Source organism: Alcaligenes sp. Marseille-Q7550 (assembly GCF_965112015.1).
Genome location: NZ_CBCOPU010000002.1, coordinates 88,957 through 101,593, shown reverse-complemented (window position 1 = coordinate 101,593; position 12,637 = coordinate 88,957). Strand labels below are relative to the sequence as shown.

Below are 12,637 nucleotides of genomic sequence, written 5' to 3'. Positions count from 1 at the left end.
AATGTCACTATGCAAGTCCTACCCCCGTGACCTCATCGGTTACGGCAAGAATGTGCCTCACGCCAACTGGCCCGGCCAGGCGCGCGTCGCTGTCCAGTTCGTGCTGAACTACGAGGAAGGCGGCGAGAACTGCGTGCTGCACGGCGACCCCGGTTCGGAGCAGTTCCTGTCCGAGATCATCGGCGCGGCCGCCTACCCGGACCGCCACCTGTCGATGGAATCCATCTACGAGTACGGTTCGCGCGCCGGCGTCTGGCGCATCCTGAACGAATTCGAGAAGCGCGGCCTGCCGCTGACCATCTTCGGCGTCGGCATGGCGCTGGAGCGCCATCCAGAGCTGGCCAAGGAATTCGTGCGCCTGGGCCACGAGATCGCCTGCCACGGCTACCGCTGGATCCACTACCAGAGCGTCTCCGAAGAGGTCGAGCGCGAGCACATGCGCCAGTGCGTGGAAGTGCTGACCAAGATCCTGGGCCATCATCCCGAAGGCTGGTACACCGGCCGCGACAGCCCCAACACGCTGCGCCTGGTGGCCGAAGAGGGCGGCTTTCTGTATGACTCCGACTACTACGGCGACGACCTGCCTTTCTGGACCGAAGTGGAACTCAAGGACGGAACGATCAAGCCGCAGCTGATGGTGCCCTACACCCTGGACTCCAACGACATGCGCTTTGCCGCTCCCCAGGGCTTCAACACCGGCGACCATTTCTTCAACTACCTGAAGGACGCGTTCGACGTGCTGTACGAGGAGGGCGAAACGGCTCCCAAGATGCTGTCCGTCGGCCTGCATTGCCGCCTGATCGGCCGTCCCGGTCGCTTCAAGGCCCTGCAGCGCTTCCTGGACCACATCCAGCAGCACGAGCGCGTGTGGATCTGCCGTCGCGTGGACATCGCCCGCCACTGGGTCGAGCACCACCCCTACCAGCCGTCCAAGTAAGACGCCGGGCCGCGCCGGCCTCCAGGCCCGGCGCAGACGGCAAGACGGCCCCGGCCTGGCGACCGGGGCCTTTCATTCCGGTCATAGGGCCGGAATTGTTGTTTATGGCTGCTGAAAACAGTACTATTTGACGCTTGCGCGGCCTTGCTCCGCGCAGGGCTTGTGCTGCTTGCCGGGCCTGTCGGTGTTGTGCGGTCGCACCGCGCGCATGGGCCGCAAGGCCGGTCGTCTTTATAATAGGCTTTACTTTTTCATCGTGTTTCATGTAATGAAAACATCCGAAATCCGTCAGAAATTCCTATCGTTCTTTGAATCCAAGGGGCATCACATCGTTCCTTCGGCGCCTCTGGTCCCAGGCAATGATCCCACCTTGCTGTTCACGAACGCCGGCATGGTGCAGTTCAAGGATGTTTTCACTGGCAAGGAAACCCGTCCCTACCATCGCGCGACCAGCTCTCAGCGCTGCGTGCGCGCCGGCGGCAAGCACAATGACCTGGAAAACGTGGGCTACACCGCCCGGCACCACACGTTTTTCGAAATGCTGGGCAACTTCAGCTTCGGCGACTACTTCAAGCAGGACGCCATCCGCTATGCCTGGGAGCTGCTGACCACGGTCTACCGCCTGCCCGCCGAAAAGCTCTGGGTCACGGTCTATCAGGAAGACGACGAAGCCTACGACATCTGGGCCAAGGAAGTCGGCGTGCCGCGCGAGCGCATCATCCGCATCGGCGACAAGAATGGCGTGCGCTACAACTCGGACAACTTCTGGCAGATGGCCGACACAGGCCCTTGCGGTCCCTGTTCGGAAATCTTCTACGATCACGGCCCCGAGGTCTGGGGCGGCCCTCCCGGTTCGCCCGAGGAAGACGGCGACCGCTACATCGAGATCTGGAACCTGGTGTTCATGCAGTTCGACCGCTCCGCGGACGGCACCATGACGCCGCTGCCCAAGCCCTGCGTGGACACGGGCATGGGGCTGGAGCGCATCTCGGCCGTGCTGCAGCACGTGCACTCCAACTACGAGATCGACCTGTTCCAGGCCTTGATCAAGGCCGCCGCCCGCGAGACCGGCGCCCAGGATCTGGAGAACAACTCCCTCAAGGTCATCGCCGACCACATCCGCGCCTGCAGCTTCCTGATCCTGGACGGCGTCATTCCCAGCAATGAGGGCCGCGGCTACGTGCTGCGCCGCATCATCCGCCGCGCCCTGCGCCACGGACACAAGCTGGGCCAGAAAGGGCTGTTCTTCCATCGCCTGGTCAAGGACCTGGGCGAGCAGATGGGGCAGGCCTATCCTGAGCTGCTGAACCAGCGCGAGCGCATCGAACAGGTGCTGCGCCAGGAAGAAGAGCGCTTCAGCGAAACGCTGGAAAACGGCATGCGCATCCTCGAAGGCGCGCTGGCGGCGCTGCCCGCCAAGGGCAGGCTGGACGGCCAGACCCTGTTCACCCTTTACGATACCTATGGTTTCCCGGTGGACCTGACGGCCGACATCTGCCGTGAGCGCGACGTGGACGTGGACCTGGAAGGCTTCGAGGCCGCCATGGAGAATCAGCGCAAGATGGCGCGCGCCTCAGGCAAGTTCAAGGCGGCAGAAGGCCTGAGCTATTCGGGCGTGGAAACCCGCTTCGAAGGCTACGAGACCCTGGCCGGCAGCGGTACCGTCACGGCGCTGTACGTGGACGGCACGGCCGTTCAGTCCGTCGCCCAGGGCCAGCAGGCCGTGGTCGTTCTGGACGCCACGCCCTTCTACGCTGAATCCGGCGGCCAGGTCGGCGACGCCGGCGTGCTGTCGGCCGATGGAACTATCTTCGAAGTACAGGACACCCAGAAGATCGCCGGGCAGGTGTTCGGCCATCAGGGCGTGCTTGCCAGCGGCTCGCTGTCCGTGGGCGACACCGTCCAGGCGCAGGTGTACACGGCGCGGCGCGCGCGCATCGTGCGCAATCACTCGGCCACCCACCTGATGCACAAGGCCTTGCGCGAAGTGCTGGGCGGACACGTCCAGCAGCGCGGTTCGCTGGTGGACGCCGACAAGACCCGTTTCGACTTCGCCCATGATTCGGCCATGACGGCCGAGCAGATCGCCCAGGTCGAAGCCATCGTCAATGCCGAAGTGCTGGCCAACAAGGACGTGCAGGCGCGCCTCATGTCCTTCGACGACGCCGTCAGCGGCGGCGCCATGGCCTTGTTCGGCGAGAAATACGGCGACGAGGTGCGCGTGCTGGACATCGGCTTTTCGCGCGAGCTGTGCGGCGGCACACACGTGGCCCGCACCGGCGACATCGGCTTGTTCAAGATCGTGTCCGAAGGCGGTGTGGCCGCCGGCGTGCGCCGCGTCGAAGCCATCACCGGCGACAATGCCCTGCATTGGGTCCAGGACCAGCAGCGCCTGCTGAACGAGGCGGCCGCCAGCCTGCGCACCCAGCCTGACGGGCTGGTGGGCCGGATTTCCGCCCTGCAGGGACAGATCAAGGAGCTGGAGCGCGAACGCGAACAATTGCAATCCAAGCTGGCTTCGGCAGCCGGACAGGATCTCGTGTCGCAGGCTGTGGCCTTGAACGACACCAGCCGCCTGCTCGTGGCCACGCTGACCGGCGTGGATCCCAAGGCGCTGCGCGGCATGGCCGACCAGCTCAAGGACAAGCTCAAGTCCGCCGTGCTGCTGCTGTCGGTCGTGGCCGACGGCAAGGTCAGCCTGGTCGGCGGCGTCACGCCCGACCTGGCCGGCAAGGTCAAGGCAGGCGATCTGGTGGGCTTCGTGGCCGGTCAGATCGGCGGCAAGGGCGGCGGCCGTCCGGACATGGCCATGGGCGGAGGCACGGATGCGGCGGCTCTGCCGGCCGCCAACGCCTCGGTTCAGGGCTGGGTGCAGGAAAAGCTGGGCGCGTGATGACCGAGACAGTCAATGCCAGCCTGCCGGCCTTCGACCTCGAGGTGGACGCCTCGGGGTTGAAGTGCCCGCTGCCCATATTGCGCGCCAAGAAGGCCTTGGCGCAGATCGAATCCGGACACGTGCTGCTGGTCATCCCGACCGACCAGCACGCCGTCCAGCACTTTCAGGCGTTCAGCCGGCAAACGGGCAACGAGCTGTTGGCCCAACAGGCGGACGCCGAAAAAACTCTGCATTTTTTACGCCGCCGTTGAGCCGGCGGCGTTAAAATAGTGCTTTGTATGTTGCGTTTTTAGGACTTAAGCCGGCATTTGGGCGCGCCATTTTTGGCACGCGGCCGGAAAAGTGCTAGAATTTTTTGTTTACCGTTTACCTTACACAATAAAGGGATTATCAATGGTGGTAATTCGCTTGGCCCGTGGTGGCTCCAAAAAGCGTCCTTTTTACAACGTTGTAGCCGCCGAGGCGCGTGATCGCCGTGATGGTCGCTTCATCGAGCGCCTGGGTTTCTACAGCCCCGTCGCTGGCGAAGGCCAGGAAAACCTGCGTCTGCAACTGGACCGCGTTAAGCACTTCACCGACAACAGTGCTCAGGTTTCGCCCGCCGTGGCTCGCCTGGTCAAAGAATACTCGGCCAAGGTCGCTTCGGCAGCCTAAGCTGAATCGCCGGTTTTTTTTGCAGCGTACCGGTCCGTGAAACAGGCAGCCGCTCCCGACGATCTCGTCGAGCTTGGACGCATTGTTTCCGCTTATGGGGTGCGCGGCTGGGTCAAGGTCCAGCCGCATTCCATGCAGACCAAGGCGCTGCTCAATGCCAAAACCTGGTGGTTGAAAACGCCCCGGCCTGGAAACCAGGCGGGCGTTTTTGCGTCTGTGCCGTTCCGAAACGTCGTGGCTGCGCGCCAGCACGGCGCCACCATCGTGGCCCAATTCGAGGGCATGGACGACCGGGACCTGGCCCAGGCCATGAAAGGGCAGACCGTCTGGGTCTCCCGCGCCGCCTTTCCCAAGGCGGACGATGACGAATACTATTGGGTCGACCTGATCGGCTGCCGACTCCTGGGCGAGCAGGACGGGCAGGCCCAGCCCATCGGCGAAGTCGTCGAGGTCCTGGACAATGGCGCGCACGCCATTCTGGTGGTGCATCGTGGCTCCTGGAGCCAGGACGGCGTTTTCGCGCCCGATCTGGACGACCAGGGCCGGCCTCTCGAAGAGCTGGTGCCTTTCGTGCAGGCCATCGTGCATACGGTGGATCTGCAGGGCCGCCTGCTGCACAGCCATTGGTCTGCGTAAGATCGGCGCAGGCTGCGCTCTTCCCGTTTTTTTCTGGCCCAGACCCATGCGTTTTGATGCTCTGACCCTGTTTCCGGATATGTTTAATCTGGTCAGCGAATCCGGAGGGACCGGGCGCGCCCACAAGCAGGGCAGCTGGCAGATGCGCACCGGGAATCCCCGCGACTACACCACGGACGTGCATCGCACCGTCGATGATCGTCCGTATGGCGGCGGCCCGGGCATGGTCATGCTGGCTGATCCGCTGAATGATGCGCTGGATCAGGCCTTGGCAGACCGGGGCGATGCTCCCACGGTCATCCTGCTCAGCCCTGCGGGCCGGCGCTTTGACCAGTCCCTCGCGCAGGAACTGGCCCAGGGGCCGGGTGCGGTGCTGGTCTGCGGCCGTTACGAAGGGATAGACCAGCGCTTCATCGACGAGCGCGTCACCCTGGAGCTGTCCCTGGGGGATTTTGTACTCTCGGGCGGGGAAATTGCATCCCTGGCCATCATCGACAGCGTGGTGCGCCTGCTTCCCGGCGTGCTGAACGATGCCGACTCCGCGCGCCAGGATTCTTTCCATGCCGCCAACAGCGGCTTGCTGGACAGTCCGCATTACACCCGCCCTGAGGTCTATCGGGGACAGGCCGTGCCCGATGTCTTGATGTCCGGGCATCATGGCCGCATCCAGGCATGGCGGCGCGAACAGTCCCTGCGCCTGACGGCGCTGCGTCGCCCCGATCTTATTGAGCAGGCCCGTTTGCGCGGCGAGCTCAGCAAGGCGGACGAACGCTTTCTGGCCGCCTTGGCGGAATCGGATTCCCAGAACGGGCGCTGATCGTCCGCAGGCGGGCCGGGCCGGTCTTGTCCCCAAGTCATCTATGAAAAGCTTCTTCACCTCGCGCCGGCTGATGCCTGTTCGCCGCTCTCCGAAAAGGTTTTCTTGTCTTGTCGCGGCCTCGCCATAAAAAAGGCCCTGCATCATGCAGGGCCTTTTCCTTGTCAGGGCCGCATCAGCCCAGGCGGGCGTACTGCTGCTGGACCTTGGACAGGGTTTCGCTGAATTGGGCGACCCGCTGGCGTTCCTGCTCGACCACGGCGGCCGGGGCTCGTTCCACGAAGCTGGCGTTGCCCAGCTTGCCTTCGGCCTTGCGGATCTCGCCCTGCAGGCGTTCGATCTCCTTGGTGAGGCGAGCGCGCTCCGCATCCACGTCGATCTCCGCGTGCAGCTTCAGCTGGGCCGTGCCCTCCACCTGCCCCGGTGCGCCGGCCTCCGCGGGCAGGTGGGCCACGCTCTGCACGCGTTCCAGCTTGCCCAGCGCGGCCAGGTAGGGGCTGTTGGCGCGCAGGGTGGCGGCATCGCCCTGGGCGATCAGCGGCACGCGCTGGGCGGGCGAGATGTTCATCTCGCCCCGCAGGGCGCGAATGGCGTCCACCTGGGCCTTGAGCTCGGCCACCTGGGCTTCGGCCTGTTCATCGATGGCGGCGGCGTTGGCCACGGGGTAGGGCTGCACGGACAGGCTGGCGGTTTCGCCTTCGGCGCGCTTGCCGGCCACCACGGACACTTTTTGCCAGAGCTCTTCGGTGATGAAGGGGATGATGGGGTGCGCCAGGCGCAGCACCACTTCCAGCACGCGGATCAGGGTACGGCGCGTGCCCAGCTGCTGGGCGGGCGTGCCCTGCTGGATCTGGGTCTTGGCCAGCTCCAGGTACCAGTCGCAGTATTCGTCCCACGCGAAGTGGTAGATGGCGTTGGCGATATTGTCGAAGCGGTAGTCGGCAAAGCCGCGTTCGGCGTCCTGCTCCAGGCGCTGCAGCAGGCTGACGATCCAGCGGTCGGCAAAGGACAGTTCGGCCGGCGCATCCTGCTGCAGGTCGTGGCCTTCGGTATTCATCAGCACGAAGCGCGTGGCGTTCCACAGCTTGTTGCAGAAGTTGCGGTAGCCTTCGCAACGCTTCATGTCGAAGTTGATGTTGCGGCCCAGGGTGGCGTAGGCGGCCATGGTGAAACGCAGCGCGTCCGTGCCGAAGGCGGGGATGCCGTCCGGGTAGTCCTTCCTGGTGCGCTTGGCGATGCTTTCGGCCTGCTTGGGGTTCATCAGCCCGAAGGTGCGCTTGTGCAGCAGGTCTTCCAGGCTGATGCCGTCGATCAGGTCCACGGGGTCGATGGTGTTGCCCTTGGACTTGCTCATCTTCTTGCCTTCCATGTCGCACACCAGGCCGTGCACGTACACGGTGCGGAAGGGCAACTGGCCGGTCAGGTGCATGCTCATCATGACCATGCGCGCGACCCAGAAGAAGATGATGTCAAAGCCGGTGACCAGCACGCTGGAAGGCAGGTAGCGGGCCAGGTCCGGGGTCTGCTCGGGCCAGCCCAGGCCGGTGAAGGGCACCAGGGCCGAGGAGAACCAGGTGTCCAGCACGTCCTCGTCGCGGCGCAGCGGGCCGTGCACGCCGGCGGCGCGGGCCTGGGCCAGCGCGTCTTCCTCGCTGCGGGCCACGAAGAGGCGGCCGTCCTCCGAGTACCAGGCCGGGATCTGGTGGCCCCACCACAGCTGGCGGGAAATGCACCAGTCCTGGATGTTGTTGAGCCACTGGTTGTAGGTGTTGGCCCAGTTGTCGGGATAGAAGCGTACGCGGCCGTCGGCGACCACCTCCAGCGCCACTTCGGTGATGCTCTTGCCCGGATGCAGCGAGTCGGCCGGGGCGGGCTTGCTCATGGCCACGAACCACTGGTCGGTCAGCATGGGCTCGATGACGGTATTGGTGCGGTCGCCGCGCGGCACCATCAGCTTGTGCGGCTTGACGGCCTGCAACAGGCCCAGGGCGTCCAGGTCGGCCACGATCTGCTTGCGGGCGGCGAAGCGTTCCATGCCCTGGTAGGCGGCGGGGGCGGTGTCGGCAATGCGGGCGTCCAGCGTCAGGATGCTGATCATCTCCAGCTGGTGGCGCTGGCCCACGGCATAGTCGTTGAAGTCGTGGGCGGGTGTGACCTTGACCACGCCGGTGCCGAATTCGCGGTCCACATAGTCGTCGGCAATGATGGGGATCTCGCGGTTGACCAGGGGCAGGGTGACGGTCTGGCCGATCAGGGTGGCGTAGCGCTCGTCCTCCGGGTGCACCATGACGGCCACGTCGCCCAGCATGGTCTCGGGTCGCGTGGTGGCCACCACCAGGTGGGTCAGCCCGCCCTGGGGCTGGGTCAGCGGATAGCGGATCTCCCACATGTGGCCGTCTTCTTCCTCGCTGACCACTTCCAGGTCGGAGACGGCGGTGCCCAGCACCGGGTCCCAGTTCACCAGGCGTTTGCCGCGATAGATCAGGCCCTGTTCAAACAGGCGCACGAAGGTTTCCACCACGCCGCGCGACAGATTGTCGTCCATGGTGAAGTATTCGCGGTCCCAGTCGCAGGAGGCGCCCAGGCGGCGGAACTGGCCGGTGATGGTGCTGCCCGACTTCTCCTTCCATTCCCAGACTTTCTCCAGGAATTTCTCGCGGCCCAGCTCGTGGCGGCTGATGTTCTGCGCATCCAGCTGGCGCTCGACCACGATCTGCGTGGCGATGCCGGCGTGGTCGGTGCCGGGGATGTAGACGGTATCGTCGCCTTTCATGCGGTGGTAGCGGGTCAGACCATCCATGATGGTCTGGTTGAAGGCGTGTCCCATGTGCAGCGTACCGGTGACGTTGGGCGGCGGCGACTGGATGACGAAGGGCTCGGCCTGGCGGCCGGCCTGCGGCTGGACGTGCTGGCCGCCCTTGAAATGGCCGCCTTGCTCCCAGCGCGCATACCAGCGCGATTCGATTTCCTGGGGTTCAAAGCTCTTGGATAACTGGTCGTCGGAGGTCGTTGCGGATGAGTTGGTCATGGTGATGCTGTCTGTCTTGTGCGCGCGTGCGGTGCGTAGGCCGCTTGCTTCTTGGGCAAAATTCGAATTCAAAACGCACTATTTTAAGATGTAGCCGTGCGTCTTTGGCGTGGTAAAATGCCGGGTTGCCGTAAATACGACGAAAGTGCTTGTTTTCATTCGGGAAATTGGCGCGACCCGTCGGATGTGCATTTTGCTTTACGCAGCAAAGACTACACTATATTGTTCTTATTTGGATTTTCACATGGCTATTGAACGCACTCTGTCCATCATCAAGCCCGACGCCGTCGCCAAAAACGTGGTCGGCCAGATCATCTCCCGCTTCGAAGGCGCCGGCCTGAAGGTCATCGCCGGCCGCATGGTCCACCTGTCCCGCGGCGAAGCCGAGCGCTTCTATGCCGTGCACGCCGCCCGTCCTTTCTTCAAGGACCTGGTGGACTTCATGGTGTCCGGCCCCGTGTTCGTGCAGGTCCTGGAAGGCGAAGGCGCCATTGCCAAGAACCGCGAACTGATGGGCGCAACCGACCCCAAGAAGGCCGAACCCGGCACCATCCGCGCCGACTTCGCCGACAGCATCGACGCCAACGCCGTGCACGGTTCCGACGCCCCGGAAACGGCCGCCGTCGAAATCGCCTTCTTCTTCCCCGAGTGCAACGTCTACAGCCGTTAATCCGGTCGCCCGCGTTTTACTCAAACAGTTTCAGCCATGTCATCGCTCGAACCAATCAATCTCCTGGGCATGGGCCCGGAGCAACTCATTGATCTCGTCGCCCAGTGGGGAGGCAAGCCCTTTCGCGCGCGGCAGCTGCAGCGCTGGATACACCAGCGCCAGCAGGACGATTTCGGGCAGATGACGGACCTGGCGCGCGAGTTCCGCGAACAGCTGACGGCGCATTGCGTCGTCAGCGCGCCCAGCATGTCCCACGAACACCTGTCCGCCGACGGCACGCGCAAGTGGCTGTTCGACGTCGGCGGCGACAACGCCGTGGAAGCGGTCTTCATTCCCGAGGACGACCGCGGCACCCTGTGCATCTCCAGCCAGGCCGGCTGCACCGTGGCCTGCCCGTTCTGCTCCACCGGCTACCAGGGCTTCAACCGCAACCTGACCACCGCCGAGATCATCGGCCAGTTATGGTATGCGCGCCGCGCGCTGCTGGACGCGCCCGAGACGGCCCGCATCGGCGAAGGCGCCGGCGAGAACTCCCGCGTCATCAGCAATGTGGTGATGATGGGCATGGGCGAGCCGCTGCTCAACTACGACCAGGTGCTGGGCGCTCTGCGCCTGATGCTGGACGACAATGCCTACGGCTTGTCGCGCCGCCGCGTCACGGTCTCCACCTCCGGGGTGGTGCCCATGATGGACCGGCTGGCGCGCGATTGCCCCGTGGCTCTGGCGGTATCGCTGCATGCGCCCAACGACGCGCTGCGCGACCGGCTGGTGCCGCTCAACAAGAAGTATCCGCTGGCAGAACTCCTGGCGGCCTGCAACCGCTACCTGGAGCACGCTCCGCGTGACTTCATCACTTTCGAATACATCATGCTGGACGGCATCAACGACACCGACCAGCATGCCCGGGAGCTGCTGGACATTGCGCGCGAGGTGCGCTGCAAGTTCAACCTGATCCCCTTCAATCCCTTTCCGCAATCCGGACTGAAGCGCTCCACCCATGCGCGGGTCAAGCAATTCGCCCAGATGCTGATGGACGGCGGAGTCGTGACCACGGTGCGCAAGACGCGCGGCGACGACATCGCCGCGGCCTGCGGCCAGTTGGCGGGCGATATCCGCGACCGCACCCGCATCGAGCAGCGCCTGCCGGATCGCGCGGTCATTCAAATCAAACAGGAACGTGCATGAGCGATAACCTGTCCTCCTCCAGCCAGTCTCCATCGTCGCCGGCCGCGGCGGGCGTGGGCCCCGCCTTGCGCGAATTGCGCCAGGCCCTGTCCTATTCCCTGGCCGATGTATCCGGGCGCCTGAAGTTCTCGGTCCGCCAGCTCGAAGCGCTGGAAGCCGAGGAATGGGACCAGCTGCCCGGCGGACAGTCCGTGCGCGGCATGGTCCGCAACTACGCCCGGTTCCTGGACGCCGACGTCGCCGCCTTGCTGACCATGCTGGAGAGCCAGGTCAGCGGCGTGGGCGCGCCCAAGCCCGTGCCGCGCAGCACGCCGGGCGGCGGGCTGGCGGGCGCCGACCTGTCCCTGTACACCGAATCCCGCTCCGGTTTTTCCTGGGGCTGGCTGCTGATCATCGTGCTGTTCTTGCTGGTCGCCGGCTTCTACGCCATCGATCGGGGCTGGGTCCCCGATTCCTGGCTTGTCTTCGACTGGCTCAAAGGTCTGAAGTCATGACAAACGAAACCCTTGTTCCATCGTCCTGCCAGCCCCTGCCCGTGGGCGCCAAGCCCAAGCGGGTCACCCGCGGCGTGGACGTGCGCTGGGGAGACCACGTGGTCCATCTGGGCGGCTCGGCCCCGGTCGTCGTGCAGTCCATGACCAACACCGATACGGTCGACGCCATCGCCACGGCGATCCAGGTCAAGGAGCTGGCGCGCGCCGGCTCGGAGCTGGTGCGCATCACCGTCAACACGCCGGAGGCGGCCCGCGAGGTGCCGGCCATCCGCGAACAGCTGGACCGCATGGGCGTGAACGTGCCGCTGGTGGGCGATTTCCACTACAACGGCCACAAGCTGCTGACGGACTACCCCGAGTGCGCCCAGGCGCTGTCCAAGTACCGCATCAATCCCGGCAATATGGGCGGCGGCAAGCGGCGCGATGACAATTTCGCCAAGATGATCGAGGTGGCCTGCCGCTACGACAAGCCCGTGCGCATCGGCGTGAACTGGGGCAGCCTGGACCACGAATTGATGGCGCGCATGATGGACGAGAACAATGCGCGCGCCCACCCCTGGACTGCGCAGGCCGTCATGCGCGACGCCCTGGTGGTGTCGGCCATCAGCAATGCGCGCCGCGCGGAGGAGCTCGGCCTGTCCGGCAACCGCATCGTGCTGTCCTGCAAGGTCAGCCACGTACAGGACCTCATCACCGTCTACCAGGACCTGTCGGCCCGCTGCGATTACGCGCTGCACCTGGGGCTGACCGAAGCCGGCATGGGCAGCAAGGGCATCGTGGCCTCCACGGCCGCGCTGGCCGTGCTGCTGCAGCAGGGCATAGGCGACACCATCCGCATCTCGCTCACCCCCGAGCCGGGCGGCGACCGCGCCCGCGAAGTCGTGGTCGCACAGGAGATCCTGCAGACCATGGGCCTGCGCGCCTTCACTCCCATGGTGGTTGCCTGTCCGGGCTGCGGGCGCACCAGCAGCACGGTGTTCCAGGAGCTGGCCAACGACATCCAGAGCTACCTGCGCGACCAGATGCCGGTCTGGAAGGACTTGTATCCCGGCGTGGAAACCATGAACGTGGCCGTGATGGGCTGCGTGGTCAACGGCCCGGGCGAAAGCCGCCATGCCGACATCGGCATCAGCCTGCCCGGTACCGGGGAGGTTCCCTCGGCGCCCGTCTACGTGGACGGCGAGCGTGTCGTGACCCTGAAGGGTGATACTATCGCTCAGGAATTCCAGGCCATCGTGCAGAATTACGTCGAACGCCGCTACGGCAAGGCGTCGGCGGCTTGATCAACAGACCTGTCATCCAGACGGCGGGCAAACCACT

General features: G+C 64.8%; 11 protein-coding genes. 10 read left to right on the top strand and 1 reads right to left on the bottom strand.

Annotation, left to right across the window (positions count from 1 at the left end):
* The first annotated feature begins 1 nt into the window (after position 1).
* The 6 genes from puuE to trmD all read left to right on the top strand — a co-directional run bounded on the left by puuE (position 2) and on the right by trmD (position 5,940).
* Entirely contained in the window at positions 2-937 is a 936-nt protein-coding gene (puuE, locus tag ACWPWO_RS09790; RefSeq protein WP_454006454.1) for an allantoinase PuuE, read from the top strand.
* 268 nt (positions 938-1,205) lie between these two features.
* Complete coding sequence (gene alaS, locus ACWPWO_RS09785) at positions 1,206-3,830, top strand: alanine--tRNA ligase (protein WP_454006453.1); 2,625 nt, start codon at positions 1,206-1,208, stop codon at positions 3,828-3,830.
* Complete coding sequence (locus ACWPWO_RS09780) at positions 3,830-4,084, top strand: sulfurtransferase TusA family protein (protein ID WP_454006452.1); 255 nt, start codon at positions 3,830-3,832, stop codon at positions 4,082-4,084. The genes alaS and ACWPWO_RS09780 overlap by 1 nt, the downstream gene beginning before the upstream one ends.
* 142 nt (positions 4,085-4,226) lie before the next feature.
* Positions 4,227-4,487 (top strand): 30S ribosomal protein S16, encoded by a 261-nt coding sequence (rpsP, locus tag ACWPWO_RS09775; protein ID WP_454006451.1) that lies wholly within the window; start codon positions 4,227-4,229, stop codon positions 4,485-4,487.
* A gap of 36 nt (positions 4,488-4,523) precedes the next feature.
* A complete protein-coding gene (gene rimM, locus ACWPWO_RS09770; protein WP_454006450.1) occupies positions 4,524-5,123 on the top strand; it encodes a ribosome maturation factor RimM in 600 nt (199 codons plus the stop codon).
* Positions 5,124-5,169: 46 nt separating this feature from the next.
* Positions 5,170-5,940 carry a tRNA (guanosine(37)-N1)-methyltransferase TrmD gene (gene trmD / locus ACWPWO_RS09765; RefSeq protein ID WP_454006449.1) on the top strand — a complete coding sequence of 257 codons (771 nt, stop codon included), beginning with the start codon at positions 5,170-5,172 and terminating at the stop codon, positions 5,938-5,940.
* Positions 5,941-6,115: 175 nt separating this feature from the next.
* Here the strand turns inward: trmD and ACWPWO_RS09760 are convergent, their stop codons facing one another.
* Complete coding sequence (locus ACWPWO_RS09760; protein ID WP_454006448.1) at positions 6,116-8,968, bottom strand: valine--tRNA ligase; 2,853 nt, start codon at positions 8,966-8,968, stop codon at positions 6,116-6,118.
* Between the two features lie 244 nt (positions 8,969-9,212).
* On the opposite strand from ACWPWO_RS09760, the gene ndk reads away from it, so the two are divergent.
* Genes ndk through ispG form a run of 4 tightly spaced genes read left to right on the top strand, consistent with a single transcriptional unit; the run spans position 9,213 to position 12,600 of the window.
* A complete protein-coding gene (ndk, locus tag ACWPWO_RS09755) occupies positions 9,213-9,638 on the top strand; it encodes a nucleoside-diphosphate kinase (RefSeq protein ID WP_394060375.1) in 426 nt (141 codons plus the stop codon).
* Positions 9,639-9,674: 36 nt separating this feature from the next.
* Complete coding sequence (gene rlmN, locus ACWPWO_RS09750) at positions 9,675-10,823, top strand: 23S rRNA (adenine(2503)-C(2))-methyltransferase RlmN (protein ID WP_394060373.1); 1,149 nt, start codon at positions 9,675-9,677, stop codon at positions 10,821-10,823.
* Positions 10,820-11,317 (top strand): helix-turn-helix domain-containing protein, encoded by a 498-nt coding sequence (locus ACWPWO_RS09745; protein WP_454006447.1) that lies wholly within the window; start codon positions 10,820-10,822, stop codon positions 11,315-11,317. Before rlmN ends, ACWPWO_RS09745 begins: the two co-directional genes overlap by 4 nt.
* Positions 11,314-12,600, top strand: a complete 1,287-nt coding sequence (gene ispG, locus ACWPWO_RS09740) for a flavodoxin-dependent (E)-4-hydroxy-3-methylbut-2-enyl-diphosphate synthase (protein ID WP_454006446.1) — start codon at positions 11,314-11,316, stop codon at positions 12,598-12,600. Before ACWPWO_RS09745 ends, ispG begins: the two co-directional genes overlap by 4 nt.
* Positions 12,601-12,637: the final 37 nt, after the last annotated feature.

Bases quoted from the DNA above. Each gene is read 5' to 3' on its own strand.
- puuE (WP_454006454.1), top strand. From the start codon at position 2: ATGTCACTATGCAAGTCCTACCCCCGTGACCTCATCGGTTACGGCAAG.
- alaS (WP_454006453.1), top strand. From the start codon at position 1,206: ATGAAAACATCCGAAATCCGTCAGAAATTCCTATCGTTCTTTGAATCC.
- ACWPWO_RS09780 (WP_454006452.1), top strand. From the start codon at position 3,830: ATGACCGAGACAGTCAATGCCAGCCTGCCGGCCTTCGACCTCGAGGTG.
- rpsP (WP_454006451.1), top strand. From the start codon at position 4,227: ATGGTGGTAATTCGCTTGGCCCGTGGTGGCTCCAAAAAGCGTCCTTTT.
- trmD (WP_454006449.1), top strand. From the start codon at position 5,170: ATGCGTTTTGATGCTCTGACCCTGTTTCCGGATATGTTTAATCTGGTC.
- ACWPWO_RS09760 (WP_454006448.1), bottom strand. From the start codon at position 8,968: ATGACCAACTCATCCGCAACGACCTCCGACGACCAGTTATCCAAGAGC.
- ndk (WP_394060375.1), top strand. From the start codon at position 9,213: ATGGCTATTGAACGCACTCTGTCCATCATCAAGCCCGACGCCGTCGCC.
- rlmN (WP_394060373.1), top strand. From the start codon at position 9,675: ATGTCATCGCTCGAACCAATCAATCTCCTGGGCATGGGCCCGGAGCAA.
- ACWPWO_RS09745 (WP_454006447.1), top strand. From the start codon at position 10,820: ATGAGCGATAACCTGTCCTCCTCCAGCCAGTCTCCATCGTCGCCGGCC.
- ispG (WP_454006446.1), top strand. From the start codon at position 11,314: ATGACAAACGAAACCCTTGTTCCATCGTCCTGCCAGCCCCTGCCCGTG.